Consider the following 21,866-nt stretch of genomic DNA (forward strand, 5'->3'; position numbering starts at 1 on the left):
TTGGGAAGAAATTTAATCAGATTGGTATTACTCTCAGTCTAATGAATTTTTAACACATAATGAAATTGATAAAACAGAGAAGTTACTTACTAGAATGATTCAGCAATATTGTTTGTAGTTGGAGTATAAGAAGAAGAAATAATTATAAAGCAGCCATATTACTATGACTGCTATCAACGTAGCAGATATCAAAAGAATTGACGCCATAGTTACTTATTAGCTACTTGTTGGCACACTGAACCATAATCCTTTTTTAATAAACAGTTGCTTTGAGCTGACTTTGGCTTTTGTAGTCATAAATAATGAGAGTTGAGTAACCCCGATAGTTTCCTGATTTACTTTCATCTAATACCCAAACAATTAAGTCAGAAAAGGAGTTGTCATTAATGTTTGCTGAGGCTACAACTTCAAGAGTGAACGCCCAATCTTGAGTTTCGACTACCACCATATTATTGTAAATCTTTAATTCTTCAGGGGAAATTGAACTAAGTGTATGAACCTCTTCAGTCCCCACCCTCATTAATGAAGAGGGGAATGTCCTAACATCTAGCTTAGATGAGAGTGTTTTTCCAAAAGTTAAATCAGTTGCTTTATTGTCAGTTCCCTCAGATGAACTTATTAAAATCTCTAAAGCATCGCAAATTAAGTATTCACTCTTTACCTGTTGATTATAAATCGACTCCTCCACCTCATACTTCGAGTTCAATAAAAAATATGAGTTACAGTTATTAGCAACCTCATCATTATTGAACAGTAAATTGCTTCGATCTTTCTTTAGTGAATTTTCAAGATCATTATAAGATGACTTTAGCGACTCATTAAGAATGTTATGGTTATTATTCGAACTTACACTTGCACAGCCAAATAAAGAGCAAATACTTAGCAAAGAAATAAATACAACATATTTCATTATATTTTCTCCAGTAGTGCAGCTTCTTTCTTTCTTCTGGTTGGGTAGGCATCACCAAAAGCCTTTAACAATTTTATTGCCTCTGCCCAATTTTGAGTTGTAACAGCTTTCCATACTGTATTACTTACACCTCACTAAAAGGCAAATAATAGTTGGTTAAAATAAACGACGATGAATTAAAAGCCAACTATGATTTACCTTTTAGTTGGCTTGTAGTTACTGTTTATAGGTCATACATTTTGACCATAACTCCACTTGCTGCCATTAACGCGATACTCAATATAAACAAATAAAAAGCGAAGACGAACAATTTTTGAATATATGTAGGAACATTATTCCTTTTTTCAATCATGCCATAACGCTTAGCGTGAAAAGAACTAAGAAATACTGTGGCGTATTGTAATATCCCTTGACCAGCAAAAAAAATATTCAAACTATAAAACCTAACACCATCATCAAGAATATCCTCTAATAAAGGCAACCACTTTGATTTTAAGTAGAATACAAGTATTATCCAAATAAAACTGGATACTCCCCAAGATAGCAATAATATTAAAAAAATGTTCTCTGGGTTTTTTAATGGCATATTATTTAGTGGAATTCATACGATAAAACGGACACATTTATTTTTACGCTGCAGGGGCTTCATATTCTTAAACCATCACAGTAGATGCTACTATTAATGCTCCGCTAGACATGAACCAAAAAAAGCAAAAACAATTGAGCAAGTTGCCCAAGTAGCAACTGCACCACCCAACTCGAAAGATCAACAGACCCTAAAACAACCCTTTTAACTATCAAAAAATTCAGAAAGTCGTTTCATAATAAGCAATCAACAGCTTATTATGAGGAACTGCATTACATCCACAAAGTAAGTCAATCAACCATAATTTTAACATCAGAGAAAGGTAACATACAAACTACAATATTAACATTTATATAACAAAAAATAAGAATGGTTGACTTGTAAAACAAGACTTAATCCCTTTTTCTCATAGGAAGAAGGAATTGCTCAGAGAAATTAAAGATGATCACTCACTTAAATACTAATACCATTAGTTTCATATAAAATCTTCGGTAGACTCGCCATATTTCCCTGATGGTAAATATTATTGGAAAATTTCCTTGAAAAAGCATAGTTTTTATATAATTTAAGCTGTTTAGTCTAATTGCAACTGCTGGTTGACAAATTAACAACCTAACTTGCTGGTCTGCAACTATTTGATTTTCTATGCTTACCACTCAAAAACAGATTAAGGAATAAACTTTATGATATTAGCAGAAAAGATTGTCAGATTAAGGAAACAGTTTGGTTGGTCACAAGAAGATTTGGCTGAAAAAATGAATATTTCTAGGCAGTCAGTATCAAAATGGGAAAGCACTAATAGCATACCAGATCTAAATCGAATTATTATGTTAGCGGAGGTTTTTGACGTTTCAACTGATTTTCTACTGAAGGACGAAAATGAAGAGTTCGATTCCCGCGATGAGAATAAAGAGCCAGTTACCGTTAAAATTAGTTTGGAACAAGCAGTTAAGTATATTGAAAATAAGATGGAAGTGTCAGCATTAATTACTAAGGGGGTTATGCTTTGTGTATGCTCAGTAATACCATTGCTCTTCTTCTTGGCAATGGTGGAAACAAATCGATTCGATCTGACAGGCAATATTGCAGCAACGATAGGGGTTGTGGGTATTTTGGTTATGGTCTCTATTGGAGTAAGCTTTTTTATTAAAATCAATCAATATGAAAATGATATTGCTGTGATAGAAAATGAGGCATTTGAGTTGGCCTATGGCGTGCACAGCGTATTTAAAGAGAAATTAAAAGAATTCAGAATTACCTATAACCGAAGACTATCAGTAAGTATATTTATATTCATTATCAGTTTTGTACCTTTGATGGTTGTTAGCATCTTTTCCGGTAGTTCAGACATAATTCTAATGATGTTAATTGTACTGTTCCTCATGATAGCCTTAGGAATATACATTATAGGGCCAGTCTCCGCTAAATACGAAGCCTACAACAATATTCTAAAAGGTAATAGTGTAGAAACAACTAAAAGTAAACGTACAAAACGGGTTGAGAAGCTTGCTGCACTCTACTGGCCTTTGCTAACAGCTATATTTCTTGGCTGGAGCTTATTAACTATGAACTGGGGCATAACTTGGATTGTTTGGCCCGTGGGTTCTGTGCTTTTTGCTGCACTGGTTGGGTTAATGGAATTCTTGGATAAAGAAGAACTTTAAAAATGAGGTATGTCTTTATCAGCGATACAAAATAATTAACCTGAAGCACTAATGTCTCTAATTAGCCATAATAGCGGACGTTAGCTTTTGAGTTACTAACGGCTGCTCAGAGCCTAAAGCGGACAAAGTGACTTTGTGAAACCATTATCATATTTGAGGTAATATTAACTGAGTCTTTCTGCTCGCTTGAAAACAGTTTTAAGCTCTGAGATAGGTCACTTTGTTAAGTATTCTCGCTGCTCATTTTTGGAGCATTAAACGTTTATAAGTTTTTTTTGCTTCAGGGTATTCTAAATCTGAAGCCTTCTTCATATGATATAAAGATCGCTTAGAGTCTTTATTATGATAATAAGTACCACTAATTTCAAAATGTGCTCGCCCGTTATTGGGGTATAATGTTATGAATTTTTTCCAGTAATTAATAATTACTGGCCACTGTCTTGATTGCCCTAAAACCATATCTAATGTTAAGTAATATTTGATCTGACGAGGGTTAATATCAATTGCTTCAATTAATTTTATTGCAGCCCATTCAACATCATTATTTTTTATTGAATTCAAAGCCTCCATATATAGGATAGCATCCTGTTTATTAAGATCTTTGTTATCAGGTATTAACTTTGTATCTCGAGCTTTTCCATCTAATGAAAAACCATAATATTCCCTATAGTTAGTATTTCCTTCAATTTTTTTTAGTTTTTCAGTTAGCCCCTTTATTCGTTTATTATAACTTTCTTTATTTGGTTGAAGAGAGTTAGCCAATAAGAGGTCTTTTTTTGATTCTTCGAATTTATTTAAACGATAGAGAGTAGAAGAACGCCAATCATAGTAATCATGGTCGTTACTATTTAGCTCTATAGCTTGATTAAAATAAGATAGTGCCGATGAATAATTTTTCTGTCTATATTCACTTTTTCCTTTCTTCCATAACAAGGTTGGATTTTTACCAAACTTTAAACCGTATGTATAAAAATTACCTGCTTCTTGGTGAAAGCCGTCAATTGCTAAAATATCTCCAGCCTCCTCAAATAAATACCCTTTTAATAAAATAAGTTCTTTATTTGTATCGCTATAATTTTGAGCTTCATCAATAATATTCTGAGTTGCTCTGTAATTACCTCCCCACTTAGGTTGCAATGAAATCAAAAATCTATATCTGAGTAAATAAGATGCTTTAAATTTTAATAATGCATTTTCATATACCTGCTTTACAACAGAGTTATCACCTATTGGTCTAATTACATCAATGAGTAACGCACTCGCAATTAGCTTATAGCTGCGTTCAAAAAAGGATTCTTCTAATAATTGTTTGCTGTGTGATAGCAAAACTTTCATTTCTCTAATATCCTTCTCCGGCGTTAAACTAATAGGCTTTGTACCTCTTACACGCCATGCTTTACCATAGTAATAAAAGGCTTCTGCAAGTAAAGGTTGTGGATTCTCAGGCTGTGATTTTTTCCAAAGCATAATTTGATGTAATAGTTTTTCGTCTTCTATCGTAAATGATCGGTAGGCTTTATAAAGAAACATTTCATTAGCAATATCCCCCTCTAAGTGAGCATGATAACCATCCAGCATTGATGTTAATTTTTTAAATTCAGAATTTTTAATTAACTCTCTTAATGAGATAGATACTAAAGGAATTTTTTTGGTCTTAAATTCAACTGTTGGTAAATTGGGATTTTGCTTAATACTTCGTTCTGCGGCTTTTTCAAACCTATAACTCTCCATTGCGTACCTGTTTTCCAACTGGATACCTGACATGTAATTAAGGGATAAAAATGAGCAAGCAATAAAAAATGAATAAATGAAGTTTAATTTAGATATTTGATGCTCATCCTCATTTCTAAAAGAAGACAAAAAATGTTTAGATAGAATATATAAAATGATTAGTTGAACAAAAGACAGTACTGTAAAGGTAATAGGTCTATCCTCCCAAAAGATGGGGATTGGATAACCGTCATCTGGAAGGTTCAGACTCAATGTGGTAACAGAATAAAGTGTTATATTCCCCCAATATAAGCAAAGTATGAATAGAATAGACCTTGTTATCCATACATTATCAAGAATATCTTTTATTTTACTTCTAATATTCTCTGACTTAGTAACAGAAGAAATGTTATGCGTTTTATTATTTAATTTATAACTTAAAGTATGCAATATACTGGTTAAACTATTTTTGGTTATTGAATTGTGTTCGATAACTAGCGATATGTACTTACCATCATCGATTAACTCGGTATATTCAGGTAAATCAATTGCCTCTATTAGTTCATTTATTTCACTTCTGTTTTTTTCTATGTCATAAAAAGTAATCACGACAACACTATCGAAGTGTGAATGTTCATGATGGCCTCTAGAGATATTGAAAATTATAAAGTTGAAGTTTTCTTCTTTTTTGTACGTTAACCATGAAATGGTGCAATACTTTTTTGATCTTGCAGCTAAAGAAGATAAGCCTAGTTCTTTGAAAACAGTGGAAGCAATGGTATGCAGAAATAAAATAGAGTTTTTTGTGACTTTAGTATTTACTTTGAAGCCCATTAACCTTAATGTTTTTTTAATTTCTTTATCGTTATTCTGAAAAGAGCGATTAAAAAAAAATGAATAAATAGCACATGCAACTATAAAAACAATATATAAATTTGATAGTTCAAATCCATTAGAAATCATAAAAATCCTTTTTCATTTATAAAACCAAAAACAAACAAATTCATAATGTTAAGGTTAAAGTATTATTCTCATTTATAAGAAGAATATTACTCTAGGCTAAAACGTTTGATGCTGGCAAGTAAATAGACTTAATGTTTTCAATATTTACGTGTCAGGATAAGAATAATAACACCACATAGGCTCAGCTTTGCCCAAATAAAGTAGTGTTACTAGTTTATATGAACGACTGCTACGGTAGTTTTGTTCCCTATCAAGGTGAAGGTAGGTCAACATATAATGAATACTAAAAATAGCTCAAAAGGCTACTGATGTTAATGACCGCAATGTCGGATAACTTGTCGATAGGTAAGCCAAAGATTACAGTCTTAATAAAATTGAAATATTGCCCCCCTGATTACTCAAAACGTTCCATCAAGCTTATAAATATTTAAGGCAAACCGAATCTGGATGCCTGGCTTTGAAGCCTCTGTACCATAAGCAAAATGGGTACAGTAACAACAATAAAATACCGGTAATCACATAGGTATAAGTTAAGTTAGTAAAGTGATGTAAACCGCCATAGGTTGCTGTGCCGGTTAATAGAATACGATGCACTAGATAAAACATCATTGCTGTTTGGCCAAATACTAACAACACACCATTAGTTCGCACTCCAATGCGCTGCTCTAACTTCATCATGCCCGCTAAAATAACAGCCATTAATCCAAGTTCTAAGAATAAATAACTTGCTGAAGGTGGGTACTTACTTACATGAAGCCACTGTTCCCACGAGTTATCTCCTCGGTATAAAAACATATTGCCGTAGCCGTTAAAATATCTAATTACCGTAAAAGCGATGAGTGCAAGAACACCTAGTCTAAACAGCAATTGTGCCGGCGTTACTTTAATGTCGCCTTTACCATAATCAAGAATATAACGGCCAAACACCCAACCTAATATCATTACCGATAACCAAGGGATTACAGGGTAAGAAATACTTAAATCATGGGTGTAATACTTTCCGACTAATAAAGCAACAATCGCGGATTGCTCTTGTCCATCGGTAAACCAAAATTGTGCGGTAACTAATTCTCCGCCTAAAATCCACGCCATTGCGATAATTAGCAATTGTGTACTTGATAAGCGCCTAAAAAAGGCCATACACATCATGGCAATACCAATAGCGTACAAGACTTGAAAAGTAAGACGGCCAGAAAAAATAGAAGTAATAGTTGGGTCAAGTAACGCGATAAAAGCGCCACGAATTAAAATATCTTTATCAACACCTTTACTATCGATTCCTTTTGATAGTTTACGCTCAACACTTATCGCTAATGCGGTACCTGCAAGAAAAACAAAAACAGGCGCACAAATATGACTTATCCAACGGGTTATAAATTCTAACTCAGGTAATAAGGTTCCGACTTTATAATTAGCAGCCGAGTCCGCAGCAATATGACCTTTGTTATAAGCCATAGAAACATGATCAAGCACCATAATTATCATGACGAAGCCACGCATCCAATCAATAGCAGCAATGCGCGTACTTTTTACGGGAGTTGTCATTCACTATATCCTTATGTATTTACTTAAGCTGTTACTGATACTCAAGTTAAATCTAGAGATTCTACTATACGTTTTCTGATTGCTTTTAAATAGCTTAGCAAAAAATGAATTCGATTCGGAAAGCTTTATGTTTCAATTGTTGTCACCTTATAATTATTCAGATAGTAAATGATGTTCATAAAAAACGGTTAACATCATTAGTTGATTTACTAATGATGTTAACCGTTTTAAATGTCATTTGAATTGCAATGAAATCACTATAGTTTTAGCAATTATTTTACTCGTTATTTACCTAACCACTCTACTTTATACAGGTCTCTACGGCGATCTAAATAATTACGCACTGAACCTTCATTTTGTAATTTGTTAAGCTTTTCTAAATCCAAATCTACAATCAAGGTCATTTCCGTGTTCGGTGTTGTTTCTGCCATTATTGCATCATGCGGGAATGAAAAATCTGACGGTGAAAACACTGCCGATTGTGAATATTGAATATCTGCGCCATCGACTTTTGGTAAATTACCAACACTACCAGCAATAGCAACATAACATTCGTTCTCGATAGCACGCGCCTGCGCACAACAACGCACTCTTAAATAACCATTTTTAGTATCGGTCCAGAATGGGACGAAAAGCATTTGCATGCCCTGCTCTGACTGTAAACGGGCTAATTCAGGAAACTCAACATCATAACAAATAAGCACGCCTATTTTACCAAAGTCAGTATCAAACACTTTTAAGTCGTTACCGCCCTGCATTATCCAGGCTTTTTTCTCATAAGGAGTAGGATGTATTTTGTATTGCGCCTCTAGCGTGCCGTCACGACGACATAAATAAGACACGTTTAATAGTTCATCATCTTCTAACACCGGCATTGAACCTGCAATGACGTTGATATTATAAGATACCGCTAATTTTGAAATAGACTCAACAATTTCCGCACTGTATTCAGTTAACGCTCTAATTGAATCTATTGAATTTTTATGGTTGTCGATGCCCATTAAGGGCGCATTAAAGAATTCAGGGAATAACGCTAAATCACATTGATAGTCAGATAACGCATCAATAAAAAATTCAACTTGCTGCATTAACTCATCTACTGAATTAAACGGACGCATTTGCCATTGAACACAACCTATGCGAGCCGTAGTTTTATCAGCACCTATTAATGGTGACTTTTCAGGATCGTAATAAAGATTATTCCACTCTAATAAAGTTGCGTAACCGTGCGACTCTTTATCTTCGGGCAAGTAGCCTTTTATAACGCGTTTAACATCAAACTCATTGGATAATTGAAAAGTAAGAATCGGATCATAAATTTCTTTACGTTTTACTCTTTCAATATAAGCTTGTGGTGTTAATTCATGCGAATAATTTTCGTAATTGGGAATACGACCGCCAGCAACAATGGCTTTTAAATTAAGGTTTTGACAGAGCTCTTTACGCGCTTCATATAAACGACGGCCTAAACGCATGGCTCGATATTCTGGCGAGACGAAAACATCAACGCCATACAACACATCACCAAGGGGATCATGAGTTGTTAAATAGGCATCACCGGTAATTTCATCGTAAGTATGTTGGTCACCAAACTTGTCATAATCAACAATCACACTAAAAGCCGCAGCTACGACTACGCCGTGATCTTCAATACAAATTTGTCCGTCTTGAAAGGTTTTAAGTTGCGCTCTAAATTTTTTCTCTGGCCAAGCACCGCCCAAACTTGGATAAACTTCATCCATCAATTTTTTAATATCAGCAAAGTCATCAAGGGTTAGATGTCTTAGGTTAAGTTTATGCTCTGATTCTTCATTCATATCTATTGCTCACCACTATGTGTTAGGTAATTAGCACTTATTCAAGGCTAATTGAATAAAGGGGCGATATATTGGTGAATATAGAAAACATTATTTCACTATGAAAATCACTCAATATTTACGCAAATCACCTTAGGCGCTATATATAAGTTAGCCTTGTATAAAAGGCAAGAATTTAACAACAAAATGAAAAAATAATTAGTATTCCCATTTCTTAATAGTAGGCGCTATTTTTTCGATTAAGTAATCAATAAAAATTCTTACCTTGGCGGTTAACACATTCGACTTTGGATAAACCAGCCAAATAGCGGCATTATCCTCGATGCTGTAATCAGGTAATACTCGCACCAAACGCCCTTCTTTAAGTTCAGTATGTAAACTCCATAAAGAGCTCATACATATACCCACGCCAGCGGTTGCAGCTATTCGCATACTAGCACCGTCATCACAAATAACACGCGCCTTGTTATTAGCTGGTGGGAAAAAGTAAGCTTGCTCTGCTGTTTTAGATTTAAGTTTTTTGGGCTGTGCGTTCATAAACATCATCAGCCTGTGGTTATCTAGCTGCTCAGGCGTTGTTGGTGTACCGTATTTCTCTAGATATTCAGGAGACGCGCACAATATTCTGGTGTCGTTAGCTAATCGTCTTCCAATCAAACTACTGTCTTCAATAGCATAATTTCTTAGCGCTAGATCAAAGCCACCTTCAATCAAATTCAAACGTGTATCTGACAAATTAAGCTCAACATTCACATCAGGGTACCTTTCTAAAAATTCAGGCAAAATCGGCGCAATGAATAATTGCGCAAAGGTACTCGATGAAGCAAATCTTAACGTACCTCTGACATTAACATTACCACGACCTAATGCAGCAAGCGCGGTATCTTCTTGCGCAATAATTTCTCTCGCATACGGGAGGAACTCAATGCCTTCAATTGACAAGGTTACCTTGCGCGTTGAACGGTGAAAAAGATCAGCGCCCAGTTGAATTTCTAATTTCGCTAAACGCGCACTAGCAACAGACGGAGCTAACCCCAGCTTTTTACCTGCGGCACTAATATTTAACTTTTCTGCCGCCATCACGAATAAGCGTACACCTTGAGTATCCATTGATTATATCCAAAAACCGAATTCTGATTGTATTTATACGTCATTTATTCGTAATTACAACAAGGTTATTATTATTCCAATTAATTAATTCTCGTTTTTTATACACAGATACACAGAAAATTTAAATAAATAACTTAAACAGGAAAAAAGATGGCAGCGCAAAATAGTTCGGCACAAGCTAACTTCCCTACCTTAAATGTAGGATTCAACAGCGTTTTTCAAACCGGAAAACTCACTGTTGGTTTAGTCGTGCCAATTGAAAACTATAACAGTAGCGCAACACCTTCTATGCAGCATCATCTTGAACGAGTGCAACTCGCTGAACGTTTAGGCTTCAAAGCTTTATGGCTTAGAGATGTGCCATTTAACGTGCCTTCATTTGGTGATGCTGGGCAACTGTTCGACCCTTTTGTTTATTTAGGCTTGCTGGCAGGAACCACATCAAAAATCGCATTAGGCGTCGCCAGTTTAATTTTACCCTTAAGACACCCTGCTCATGTGGCAAAAGCTGCAGCATCGGTAGATGCGCTTTCAGGTGGCCGACTCATTTTAGGTGTGGCCAGTGGTGATAGACCTGAAGAATATCCGGCAATGGGTGTTGAGTATCAATCACGCGGCAAGTTATTTCGTGAAAGTTATGACTATATCAGACAGGCTGCACAATCTTACCCGCAGTTTACTAATGGTTTTGGTGATCTTGATGGTGAGTTAGATCTTTTACCTAAACCGCAACCAGGGCGCTTGCCTTTGTTAATCACTGGTGCATCACAACAACCTGCTGATTGGTTAGCAAATAATGGCGATGGGGTTATCACTTATCCGAGACCACATGATGCACAAGCACAATTTATTAAACAGGTTAATGTGTCAGCGGATAACAATACCGCTAAACCAGTTATGGAGCCGTTATATATCGATATAACTGAAGATCCAAACAGTCCGCCGCAAGCGATACATTTGGGTTATCGCCTTGGCATTAATCATTTACACAATTACTTAAAATCAAGACAAGCTATTGGCGTTAATCATGTCGCATTGAACTTACGTTTTAATCAACGCGATATTGAAGAAACATTAAAAGACATTGCTGAGAATATACTTCCCAGCTTCAATCAATCGGATGCAAGTTAAAGGATGAAAGCAATGAAAAAAGTCATTTTACTTACCGGTGCCACCGACGGCATAGGCTTTGAAACCGCAAAGCAATTAGTGTTACAGGGTCACACCGTATTACTCCATGGCCGTAATAAAGAAAAATTAGCCCAAGTAAAAGTAAAGCTAGCGGAATTAAACACAGAAGCGGTTGTAGAAACCTACGTTGCCGACTTAAGTAAGCTAACTGACGTTCAAGAGTTAGCGTCAGAAGTAAAAAATCATCATAAAAAACTTGATGTGCTTATTAACAATGCGGGGGTTTTTAAAACACCAACACCTATTACAGAGTCAGGTCACGATACCCGCTTTATTGTAAATACCTTAGCGCCATTTGTATTAACTGAGCGACTTCTTCCACTGATGAATGATACTGGGAGAGTGATTAATTTATCTTCTGCCGCTCAAGCGCCTGTCAGTTTAAAAGCGCTGCAAGGACAAGAAAATTTATCAGATAGCAGTGCTTACGCACAAAGTAAATTAGCAATTACTATGTGGAGTTTTCAATTAGCTAAAACATTAGGCAATAACGCACCTTCTATAGTTGCCATTAACCCAGCCTCATTTTTGGGAAGCAAAATGGTAAAAGAAGCGTATGGCGCTGCAGGAAAAGACTTAACCATAGGCTCAGATATTTTACTTCGTGCTGCACTCAGTGATGAATTTCAAGGCATCACTGGCAAGTACTTTGACAATGATATAGGTGATTGGGCAGAGCCTCACCCTGACGCACTAAACCCAGAAAAAAGACAAGTATTACTAAAAGTTATACAAGAAGAATTAACTAAGTTGTGTAATTAATACTTAGTAAACACGACTCAACACACTAAATAGAACGACTAACAAATGAAAACTCTGGAGAATATTATGAAAGCAATGATCGTAAACACTTATGGCCCAACTGACGCATTTGAACTAACTGAAATAGCTAAACCTCAAATAAAATCAGGTCATGTATTAGTAAAAATTGTCGCAACAAGTATTAATACCGTTGATACCATGATCCGCCAAATGGGCGCTGACTTACCTTTATCACCAGCCTCTCCTGCTTTATTAGGTATGGATTTCGCAGGTATTGTAGAAGAAGTTGCTAGTGACGTGAGTAACTTCAACGTAGGTGATGAAGTCTATGGCTGTGCTGGTGGTTTAGCGGATCTGCCTGGTACGTTAACTGAATATATTGTTGCTGATGCCAACTTAATCGCCTTAAAGCCAAAAAACATTTCAATGCGTGAAGCAGCCGCATTGCCATTAGTTGCCATTACCGCGTACGAAGGTTTAGAGCGCTCAGGCATAAAAGCTGGACAAAATGTTTTAGTACATGGTGGCTCTGGTGGTGTAGGCCACGTTGCTTTACAACTTGCTAAACATTTTGGCGCAAATGTGTTTTCAACAGGTGGCGGAGAAGCACAATTAGCACTTATTGAAGAACTGGGCGCAACAGCGATTAACTACCGTACTGAATCTGTAGAAAACTATGTGAATGTACATACAAATGGTGCAGGTTTCGATGTGGTATTTGACACTGTTGGCGGAGCTAATATGACTAATTCATTTGAAGCTGCAGCCCTTAATGGCCATGTAGCATCAACCGTATCCATGTTAGAAATCGACTTAACACCTGTTCACTTTAAAGGCTTGTCATTACATGTTGTCTTTATGCTTATTCCAATGCTTCATAATCACCGTCGCGAAGAGCATGCGCGTATTTTAAAAGCGTTAACAGCCATTATTGAAGCAGGTGCGCTTAAACCTGTACTAGACGAAACAAACTTTGCATTGACCGAAGTAAGCAAAGCCCATGAACGTTTAGAAAGTGGTAAAGCCATGGGTAAAGTGATGGTAAATATATAACCGTTAACCCCTCTGCATAAACTTACATTCAATGCTGATGTATATATCAAGTTTGGATGTAAGTTTCACTCTTCAAAAGTAAATTGAGTAAGCAAGATGACTATTTTTTCAAAGATAATTACAACATCAATAATATTGGTGTCATCATTTTCAGCATGGGCAACACCACCAGCTCAACAAACTACTGTGATATCGTCAGAAGATATCAACTGGGGATACCTTAATCCATTACGCGGAGATCAAAGCCCTGGTGCTGCCGATTTATGGGGAGATAGAACAAAGAATACAGCAACAGGTATGTTAGTAAAATTCAATAAAGGTTTTTCTTCACCGCCGCATATTCATAATATTTCTTATCGTGGCATTGTCATTGAAGGCTTAATGCATAACGATGATCCAACTGCAGAAAACATGTGGCTGCCAACAGCTTCATTTTGGACACAACCTGCAGGAGAAAACCATATTACGGCAGCCAATGGCAACGCTAATTTAATTTACCTAGAAATAGATAGTGGCCCTTATTTAGTTAAGCCTCAAGAGCAACATTTTGATAATGGCGAGCGACCAATTAATGTGCATGCGTCTAATTTAGTTTGGTTAACTGACAAAGAGTCATCACAAATCAAAGGGGAGAATCTAGGCATTACTTTTTTGTGGAAAAACAGCAAAATACCAAGTTCACAAGGTTACCTGTTGAAGTTACCTGCAGGCTCTAAAGTTGATATAACCAGTAATGCTGCAGAGTTTAGAGCAGTCGTTATTCAGGGGGATATTCGTTATCAATCGAGCGAGCTAAATAGCGCTAAAGGTTTACGTCCTGGTAGCTATTTTAATGCAAAAGGTGACTTTACTCATAACATAATCACCTTGAAAGAATCGATACTTTATATTAATGCTACCGATATTTTCCATGTTGAAAGTAAATATTAGTTTTTCATTAATACTAAAAATAAAAAGCCGTTATTGCGTAGAAAACACAATAACGGCTTTTTAATATTAACGTACAAATAACAATCAACCTGCTTTATTCAACTCTATTCCAAAGCTTCTGGTTCGCTTTAATTGAGAAATATTCATTCGCTTGCCAACATCGCGGTAATAAATCTAATTTTTTTCTTTCTTCAGGATTGGAGCTTAGTAGCTCTAATATTTCATTTAAACGATCTTTACTTAACCTAGCTAATTTCTTGGCCGTTTGCGTGAAATATAAGTTTTTAGTAATGGGAACCGCAAGGTTTTGTCCATAACCAATAAAGGTTAACTTTCTTGTCGCCATACGACAATGGGGGTGTTCAGGGTTTTTAGGGTATAAGCCATTTACAATAGCATATTCATAACAATCACCTTGTTCAACAAAGCCGCCGTGTGGCATATAGACAATACCAAAACCTTGAGGAAACATGCCTGTTATTTTATATAACGCATCAACCACTCGCTGTTCACATGCACCAAGCTCGGCATTTTTATTAAGCACCTGAAAGACTTGAGGTAATAACTTATAGTTATAGTTATCTTTAGTTGAAAGTATTATGGATGTATAAATTTGCGGTACTTTTAATATATTACCAACACTTTCTTTAGGGTTAACGCTGGTTTTTAATAACAATTTGATGAAAGATAATTTATCTTGCTCATCGATTCTAAATTGATCTCGTTCAGCCTTACTGTCACCTTTAAAGCTTGGCACTCCAATACCTTCAACTAAATAGCGAAAGGTTTCACGGTAATTAATTTGTAATAGTTCTTTGCGTTGACTGACTTCCAAAGTACGAAATGGGTTCAATTTACCTTCTTCACCACAAAGTATTGCTTGTGCCGCAGGGTGATAGTTACCAATATCTTGTAATAATGCCGCCATAATCAACGGTACTTTTACTTGTTTAGTGAAACGCAAATACGCTTTATAGTCATGCTCTGCAAAGTTAAGGTATTGCTCTGGTGATACATCTACTAAATATTTACTAATATAAGGTTCGTTCATTTGATTATTAATAATTAAATAATCAAGTAAGCGTATGCACAATACGGCTTTATACACAGATTTGCTTTGCTCATTACTACTCGCGACATTTTTCCCTTCAGTAGGGCTAAGTAGTTGAATCGTACCTAAAAACTGAGCTGATTTTTTATTGTTTTCTATAAAATTATCGCCTTCAGCTAATTCTAAAATGTTCAGTGATAATGCTAACAAACTCGCGTAACGCTCTTCACTTAGTACTTTTAATAATTCAGATTCTTGGGATGATACAGTTTCATCAGAAGATCGAAATTCCTCTTGAGAAAAATAATTAATAGCACGGTCAAGCAAAGAGTCTTTTACGGCACTGCGTCCATAAACTTTTGCTAATAAAAAATTAACTTGTCGTGTGTAGTTTGTTTGGTGGGGGGAGTCTTTAGCCATTGCACCGAAGAGTTTATTATATATTACTTATCATGCTAGTAATAATAGCTAAATGCAATAATTAGGCAAGCACTGTTATTATGTAAAACAATATATCGAACAATTAGTTAATCGCTCAAGGAGATAGACCAATCAATATGCTCTGAAGAATGACTAAATAGCTACCATTGAGTGCAAGTTTGCTTTAGAGCCTGTTAATAAAAAGGTGAAATAAATTAGTGTTACTAACTTACCTCACCTTCTTAATTTTTTTTGATGTTCAATTTGACGATATTAATGCAACAATACCAAATTTTAAATTTGGCTTTGTGTTAAACCATGAGCTAAGTCAGCCAAAATATCGTCTATATATTCAATACCAACCGAAATTCTTACTAATGACTGAGTAATACCCGCTTCTAGTTGATCGGCTATTTCCATCCCCGCATGTGTCATCGTAGATGGATGACTAATTAAGCTTTCCACACCACCTAGTGATTGAGCTAAAGTGAATATTTCTAAGTTAGCGAATAGCTTTTTAACTGCTTCCACACCCCCCTTTACTTCAAAACTTAACATTGAGCCGTAACCAAACTGTTGTTTTTTCGCAATTTCATGACCAGGATGATCTTCAAAACCAGGAAAGTAAACCGCATCAACAGCGTCATGATTCTTTAAAAAATCAGCCACTTGTATAGCGTTTTCTTGGTGTTGTTTCATTCTTACAGGTAATGTTTTTAAGCCTCGTAACGCTAAGAAACTATCGAAAGCGCTACCGGTAATACCGATACAGTTTGCCCACCACGCTAATGTTTCGCCTAGCTCTTGGGTTTTAGTCACTAACACACCACCAACCACATCACTGTGACCATTAATGTATTTAGTGGTTGAATGAAAAACAATATCTGCCCCCAAAGTTAACGGCAGTTGTAATGCTGGGGATAAAAAAGTGTTATCTACCGCCACTAATGCGCCAACTGCATGACATGCCTTAGTAGCCTCTTCTATGTCTACTAAGCGTAATAATGGGTTACTTGGGCTTTCAAGTAATACTAATTTTGGTTTGTGTGCTAACGCATCAGCAAAAGCCGTTTGATCAGTTTGATCAACAACAATAAGTTTAAACTGTCCGCGTTTAGCTAAATGGGTAAACAACCTAAAACTACCGCCGTAGCAGTCGTGTGGAATAACAATGGTATCTTCTGTTGTTAATAACTGACAAAGTAAATGTACCGCTGCCATACCTGTGCCAGTAACAATACCGACACTACCTTGCTCTAATTCAGCAATCGTTTCACCAAACAAAGAACGAGTTGGATTGCCCGTACGAGAATAATCAAATTGGCGTTTTTCATTAAAGCCTTTTAAAGCGTACGTACTTGATAAATGGATTGGAGCAACAACAGCACCATGATGCGCGTCTTTATTAATCCCTGCGGTTACTGCTAAGGTATTAATATTTTTAATCGACATACTCTTCTCCAATGATTTATACGAGTTATCACGCTTCGTGAAATAAAGATATATTCCGTGTATCGTATCATTAACCATAATGTTAGTGATATTAACACTCAAAATATTTTAGATGTTTGGACGTCCATAACTCTAAACATTATCACTAATTTGGTCAAGTGATTTTAGACATCTAAACTTCTACTTGACTGGTTTTTCGCAACAGGTAAAATCACCTATATAAAGTATTAATAGCTTATCATAGCATTACAGAGGAATACCCATGGCTCAGTGGAATGACGAGTACATAAATCCCTATGCCGAACACGGTAAAAAAAGTGAACAAGTAAAGAAAATTACCGTTTCTATTCCTTTACGTGTATTAAAAGTACTAACTGATGAACGTACTAGACGCCAAGTTAATAATCTTCGTCACGCCACTAATAGTGAGTTGCTATGTGAAGCATTCTTGCATGCTTTTACAGGACAACCATTACCTGATGATGAAGACTTAGCAAAAGATAACAATGAAAAACTACCAGCAAGCGTAAGACGTTTACTTGAGGCAAAAGGTATCACCGACTTTAGTGCTTATGAAACCGATGATAGTGATATTGAAGAGTAACAACGTTTAAAAGTAGTTGTTTAACGCTTAACTGACACTAAAAGCTAATCATTGATATCTTGCTTATTTTAATATTCAGCGTATATCAAGTTTTTAACTTATGGCCTCAATCTAAATAATATAAAAAAAACCGTGTTATTTTTATTTAAAGTAACACGGTTTTTTTATTTTTATATTATGAAGTAAAAAACTTATTTATGGTAAGGCTTACTTAAACGATGTACCGACTCAATAAAGTGTCCCGCATGTTCTGGGTTCACATCAGGGTGAATACCGTGGCCTAAGTTAAATACATGACCAGTACCGCCTTCGCCAAAGCCTGCTAGTATTTTTGACACTTCTTGTTCAATACGCGGTAATGGTGCGTATAACATTGATGGGTCCATATTACCTTGTAGTGCAACTTTATCACCAACACGTGCTTTGGCATTTTCAATATCAATAGTCCAATCAAGTCCTACTGCATCACAACCTGTTGCGGCAATAGACTCTAACCACATACCACCATTTTTAGTAAATAAGGTAACCGGTACTTGGCGACCTTCATTGTGACGAGTTAAACCATCTACAATCTTAGCCATGTATTGTAATGAAAATTCGTTATAGTCGCGTGGCGATAACACCCCGCCCCACGTATCAAATACCATAACTGACTGAGCGCCAGCTGCAATTTGTGCATTTAGGTAACTAATCACTGAGTCAGCTAACTTGTCTAATAAAAGGTGTAACGTTTGAGGTTCAGCAAACATCATCTTTTTGATTTTAGTAAAAGCTTTAGAGCTACCACCTTCAATCATATAAGTTGCTAATGTCCATGGGCTACCTGAAAAACCAATAAGCGGTACTTCACCTTTTAATTCTTTACGAATTGTACGTACCGCATTCATTACATAACCTAATTCATCCTCAGGATCGGGTATGCCAATTTTTTCAACATCAGCTTTACAAGTAATAGGACGTTCAAACTTTGGCCCTTCACCTGTTTCAAAATATAGGCCTAAACCCATCGCATCAGGAATAGTTAAAATATCGCTAAATAAAATGGCGGCATCTAATGGAAAACGGCGTAATGGTTGAATGGTAACTTCACAAGCAAGATCTGCATCACGACATACTGACATAAAGTCGCCAGCATCTTTACGTACTGCTCGATATTCTGGTAAATAGCGACCTGCTTGACGCATCATCCATACCGGCGTGTAATCTACTGGTTGTTTTAATAGCGCACGCAAATAGGTATCATTTTTTAATTCTGTCACCAATCGTTCCTCTTAATATTTTACTTAGTAGTCGTTCGGATAATTACCTAGGCGTATAACTTATCAGTTATTACGTAAAATGATCTGCCGCTATGACTTATTTAATTAACTTTTTTTTAGCTATTATGTGAAAGCGATAACTAAAGTATTTATGCTGCGCAGTTTAACACCGACAAGCCTTTTGATCTATGTGCTAAATCAATAGCATTTAAAAAAATCAATTCCAATAAATTAACTTAAATACACAACTATATTACAGAAGTACTATTTATTTAACTTTATTTTATTTGGGGGTGTTTTTTGTTGATTTTTATCAATATATTTTGAATCAACGACTTAGAGGCGCTAGCTTATTAGACCAGTTTAGTACGAAAAAATTCGTGGAGTTTATGCTCTATTAAAGTTGTTGCGATGGCAAAAATGCTTTGGTATAAAATGCCTGCGCTACGGAAAAACAATAATAAAAATAAGTAGTCGCGAGTTAAATAATAATAATAATAATAAAAGTAAACCGCTCTAGTTAGTACAAAATATAATAATAATAATAAAAAATAATAAAACGCGCTAGTAAGCAAAAAACATATAATAAGAAGCTTGGTAACAAGACCACAATGCGAGTATTTAAAGCCTTTCTCTTTGAGAAAGGCTTTTTTATTTGTGCCGATTTATTTATTCACTAAATAAATAGACTTAAATAAACAAAATAAGTTCAAATAAAATGAAGCTGTCTGATAAAGTTTAGCTACTTATCATCTTATCTTGCTACATATACTGTTATGTAAGCGGCTTCAATTAGTATTATTTAAGTTGATTTAACTGCTGCTATTTTAGTCTTGCACTAAAGTGACGCAAAATTTGCGACTTGAAGTAGCAGTAATAAAACTGCGATTTAGCCTCTTAAGAAAAGTAATAAACTTGGTTGAACAGGTAAAATGTCACTAAAGACAACAATATTTTTTCATCCGCACAGCTATCTTAATCAACACTCAAATAGATAATTAACCTCTTTAAATGCAGTGACTTAGATAGAATCTGCCGATATCATCCTGTTTTTTTACATACAATTAAAAATTTTAAGGTGATAATTAATTAAATTTATAAAAATAATTACGCAATGTAATTTGCTAATTAACAACTAACAATATAGTTTTGAGTAATATATCTAATATTTGCTACATTTAACTAATTAACAAGAAAGAGTTCAATTATGACTGCATCACAACGCGACATTACCTTAAGATTTTTAGCCGAGCCACAAGATGTAAATTTTGGTGGTAAGGTTCATGGTGGCGCGGTAATGAAATGGATAGATTTAGCTGCTTACGCTTGCTCTGCAGGTTGGAGTGGTCGTTATTGTGTAACCGCTTATGCTGGTGGTATACGCTTTATTGCGCCGATACATGTAGGTAGCTTAGTAGAAGTTGAAGCTAAAGTTATCTACACAGGGAAATCGTCAATGCACATAGCATTGGAAGTAAACGCTTGCGATCCTAAATCATTAAATCGCCGCCAAACAACCAATTGTATTGTAATCATGGTAGCTGTTGACCAAAATGGTCAATCGGAAACGGTTCCTCAATGGATTCCGGAAACAGAAGCCGATAAACAACAACACGCCACGGCAATTAAGTTAATGGGAATGCGTAAACAAATTGGTGAAGAAATGGAGATTTTTGTTGATTAACTGTAGGTAATTAGCTTAACTCAACAACATTATTCACCAAGTAATGTAAAGCGCGCCATGACTAAAAGCTTCAAAAGTAAAAGCAAAATATATTCAACACTTTGTTTCTTCGCTTTAATATCTTCAGTAATACTATATAGCCAACCAAGCTTTGCCTTAGCAAAGCTTGGTCATCAAGTTGTTTGCCAATTAGCTTTTGATCATTTATCAACAGCAAAGCAGCACAGAGTTACTCAGCTTTTACATGCCGTACCAAGAAAGCAACAAACCTTAATTAATCAATATAATCATAACCGCGCAGACTCTCCCATCACTTTTGCTAAAGCTTGTACTTGGGCTGATGCAGTAAAAAATCAAAAAGCATTTAAACAATATAATACATGGCACTATATGAATGTGTCTCGAGAACTAACACGTATTACCAGTAAACCTTTATGCAGTAAAAACTGTATACCGCAAGCTATACTCACCCATCAAAAACAATTACAAACGATCCCTCGCTCATGGGAGTCAGCACAAGCATTATTGTTTTTAGGACATTGGCTAGCAGATATTCATCAACCCTTACATGTTAGTTATGCTAGCGATTTAGGCGGTAATAAAATACGCCTTGTTGAGACCAAAAGTAACTGTAAAAATTTACACGCGTATTGGGATAGCTGTTTAATGAAAAGTGCAGGACGCACTCAAAATGAATGGGTAGAAAGCTTAACCGCACAATGGAATAGTATTTCGATTCCTAAATTTTATTATCAACAAGTGTGGGATTGGGCTAATGAATCTTATCAAATTGTTCGCCAAGCTGATTTTCAATATTGCCAAATAACTAATCAAGGTGAATGTAAACAAACGGCAAGCTCTATAAAACTCGCAGATAATTACCCAAACAAGCATTTACCTATAATGGAAAAGCAACTGTTAAAAGCCGCAAAACGGTTGACTCGGATCCTTGAATCAACATTATAACTTAAGGTTACAGCTCAACGTTAAAAGTCAGAATTAGAATACAAGTTCTCGCCATGCTCTGTTTAACTGGAGCATGGTGTTTTATCTGCACTCCGCATACTTAACACATCACTGCATTATGGTGCGTTTACATTTTTTAACAGTAATGTTTTGGTGCATTTTCTTGATTAATTTCTAGTAAAAATAAAA

General features: G+C 35.7%; 16 protein-coding genes. 8 read left to right on the top strand and 8 right to left on the bottom strand.

All coding sequences use genetic code 11. The features are described 5' to 3' along the window. Positions 1-253: 253 nt before the first annotated feature. The gene (locus KO502_RS00285; RefSeq protein ID WP_216020556.1) at positions 254-910 is read right to left on the bottom strand and encodes a hypothetical protein; all 657 of its coding nucleotides are present in this window, start codon (positions 908-910) and stop codon (positions 254-256) included. A 1,269-nt stretch (positions 911-2,179) separates the two neighbouring features. Here KO502_RS00285 and KO502_RS00290 point away from each other — a divergent pair. Then, entirely contained in the window at positions 2,180-3,160 is a 981-nt protein-coding gene (locus KO502_RS00290; RefSeq protein WP_216020557.1) for a helix-turn-helix transcriptional regulator, read from the top strand. A 240-nt stretch (positions 3,161-3,400) separates the two neighbouring features. On the opposite strand, the gene KO502_RS00295 is transcribed toward KO502_RS00290, so the two are convergent. The 4 genes from KO502_RS00295 to KO502_RS00310 form a co-directional block, all read right to left on the bottom strand. Further along, a complete protein-coding gene (locus KO502_RS00295) occupies positions 3,401-5,833 on the bottom strand; it encodes a hypothetical protein (RefSeq protein WP_216020558.1) in 2,433 nt (810 codons plus the stop codon). Positions 5,834-6,250: 417 nt separating this feature from the next. Then, positions 6,251-7,378, bottom strand: a complete 1,128-nt coding sequence (locus KO502_RS00300) for a heparan-alpha-glucosaminide N-acetyltransferase domain-containing protein (protein WP_216020559.1) — start codon at positions 7,376-7,378, stop codon at positions 6,251-6,253. Positions 7,379-7,662: 284 nt separating this feature from the next. Beyond that, positions 7,663-9,195, bottom strand: coding sequence for a bifunctional GNAT family N-acetyltransferase/carbon-nitrogen hydrolase family protein (locus KO502_RS00305; RefSeq protein WP_216020560.1), 1,533 nt, complete (start codon positions 9,193-9,195; stop codon positions 7,663-7,665). 198 nt (positions 9,196-9,393) lie between these two features. Then, the gene (locus KO502_RS00310) at positions 9,394-10,305 is read right to left on the bottom strand and encodes a LysR family transcriptional regulator (protein ID WP_216020561.1); all 912 of its coding nucleotides are present in this window, start codon (positions 10,303-10,305) and stop codon (positions 9,394-9,396) included. Positions 10,306-10,455: 150 nt separating this feature from the next. Here KO502_RS00310 and KO502_RS00315 point away from each other — a divergent pair, with 150 nt between their 5' ends. From KO502_RS00315 to KO502_RS00330, 4 genes are all read left to right on the top strand, one after another. Beyond that, entirely contained in the window at positions 10,456-11,436 is a 981-nt protein-coding gene (locus KO502_RS00315) for an LLM class oxidoreductase (RefSeq protein WP_216020562.1), read from the top strand. A gap of 12 nt (positions 11,437-11,448) precedes the next feature. After that, on the top strand, positions 11,449-12,258 hold the full coding sequence (locus KO502_RS00320) for an SDR family NAD(P)-dependent oxidoreductase (RefSeq protein ID WP_216020563.1): 810 nt from the start codon (positions 11,449-11,451) through the stop codon (positions 12,256-12,258). Between the two features lie 66 nt (positions 12,259-12,324). Next, on the top strand, positions 12,325-13,311 hold the full coding sequence (locus KO502_RS00325; protein ID WP_216020564.1) for a zinc-dependent alcohol dehydrogenase family protein: 987 nt from the start codon (positions 12,325-12,327) through the stop codon (positions 13,309-13,311). Positions 13,312-13,407: 96 nt separating this feature from the next. Continuing rightward, a complete protein-coding gene (locus KO502_RS00330; protein WP_216020565.1) occupies positions 13,408-14,241 on the top strand; it encodes a DUF4437 domain-containing protein in 834 nt (277 codons plus the stop codon). A 94-nt stretch (positions 14,242-14,335) separates the two neighbouring features. Here the strand turns inward: KO502_RS00330 and KO502_RS00335 are convergent, their stop codons facing one another. Both KO502_RS00335 and metB read right to left on the bottom strand, forming a co-directional pair. Beyond that, complete coding sequence (locus tag KO502_RS00335) at positions 14,336-15,712, bottom strand: hypothetical protein (RefSeq protein WP_216020566.1); 1,377 nt, start codon at positions 15,710-15,712, stop codon at positions 14,336-14,338. 294 nt (positions 15,713-16,006) lie between these two features. Continuing rightward, entirely contained in the window at positions 16,007-17,164 is a 1,158-nt protein-coding gene (metB, locus tag KO502_RS00340; protein ID WP_216020567.1) for a cystathionine gamma-synthase, read from the bottom strand. 262 nt (positions 17,165-17,426) lie between these two features. Between metB and metJ the strand changes: the two genes are divergently transcribed. Next, positions 17,427-17,768, top strand: coding sequence for a met regulon transcriptional regulator MetJ (gene metJ / locus KO502_RS00345; protein ID WP_216020568.1), 342 nt, complete (start codon positions 17,427-17,429; stop codon positions 17,766-17,768). A 191-nt stretch (positions 17,769-17,959) separates the two neighbouring features. Here the strand turns inward: metJ and hemE are convergent, their stop codons facing one another. Beyond that, positions 17,960-19,027, bottom strand: a complete 1,068-nt coding sequence (hemE, locus tag KO502_RS00350; protein ID WP_216020569.1) for a uroporphyrinogen decarboxylase — start codon at positions 19,025-19,027, stop codon at positions 17,960-17,962. Between the two features lie 1,207 nt (positions 19,028-20,234). Between hemE and KO502_RS00355 the strand changes: the two genes are divergently transcribed. Both KO502_RS00355 and KO502_RS00360 read left to right on the top strand, forming a co-directional pair. After that, positions 20,235-20,711, top strand: a complete 477-nt coding sequence (locus tag KO502_RS00355; protein ID WP_216020570.1) for an acyl-CoA thioesterase — start codon at positions 20,235-20,237, stop codon at positions 20,709-20,711. A gap of 57 nt (positions 20,712-20,768) precedes the next feature. Then, positions 20,769-21,677 carry a S1/P1 nuclease gene (locus tag KO502_RS00360; protein ID WP_216020571.1) on the top strand — a complete coding sequence of 303 codons (909 nt, stop codon included), beginning with the start codon at positions 20,769-20,771 and terminating at the stop codon, positions 21,675-21,677. The last annotated feature ends 189 nt before the right edge of the window (positions 21,678-21,866 follow it).

The sequence above is a fragment of the Colwellia sp. E2M01 genome, assembly GCF_018860585.1.
GTDB lineage: Bacteria > Pseudomonadota > Gammaproteobacteria > Enterobacterales > Alteromonadaceae > Colwellia.

Coding starts and splice junctions, on each gene's coding strand:
- KO502_RS00285 (WP_216020556.1), bottom strand. CDS start 910: ATGAAATATGTTGTATTTATTTCTTTGCTAAGTATTTGCTCTTTATTT.
- KO502_RS00290 (WP_216020557.1), top strand. CDS start 2,180: ATGATATTAGCAGAAAAGATTGTCAGATTAAGGAAACAGTTTGGTTGG.
- KO502_RS00295 (WP_216020558.1), bottom strand. CDS start 5,833: ATGATTTCTAATGGATTTGAACTATCAAATTTATATATTGTTTTTATA.
- KO502_RS00300 (WP_216020559.1), bottom strand. CDS start 7,378: ATGACAACTCCCGTAAAAAGTACGCGCATTGCTGCTATTGATTGGATG.
- KO502_RS00305 (WP_216020560.1), bottom strand. CDS start 9,195: ATGAATGAAGAATCAGAGCATAAACTTAACCTAAGACATCTAACCCTT.
- KO502_RS00310 (WP_216020561.1), bottom strand. CDS start 10,305: ATGGATACTCAAGGTGTACGCTTATTCGTGATGGCGGCAGAAAAGTTA.
- KO502_RS00315 (WP_216020562.1), top strand. CDS start 10,456: ATGGCAGCGCAAAATAGTTCGGCACAAGCTAACTTCCCTACCTTAAAT.
- KO502_RS00320 (WP_216020563.1), top strand. CDS start 11,449: ATGAAAAAAGTCATTTTACTTACCGGTGCCACCGACGGCATAGGCTTT.
- KO502_RS00325 (WP_216020564.1), top strand. CDS start 12,325: ATGAAAGCAATGATCGTAAACACTTATGGCCCAACTGACGCATTTGAA.
- KO502_RS00330 (WP_216020565.1), top strand. CDS start 13,408: ATGACTATTTTTTCAAAGATAATTACAACATCAATAATATTGGTGTCA.
- KO502_RS00335 (WP_216020566.1), bottom strand. CDS start 15,712: ATGGCTAAAGACTCCCCCCACCAAACAAACTACACACGACAAGTTAAT.
- metB (WP_216020567.1), bottom strand. CDS start 17,164: ATGTCGATTAAAAATATTAATACCTTAGCAGTAACCGCAGGGATTAAT.
- metJ (WP_216020568.1), top strand. CDS start 17,427: ATGGCTCAGTGGAATGACGAGTACATAAATCCCTATGCCGAACACGGT.
- KO502_RS00355 (WP_216020570.1), top strand. CDS start 20,235: ATGACTGCATCACAACGCGACATTACCTTAAGATTTTTAGCCGAGCCA.
- KO502_RS00360 (WP_216020571.1), top strand. CDS start 20,769: ATGACTAAAAGCTTCAAAAGTAAAAGCAAAATATATTCAACACTTTGT.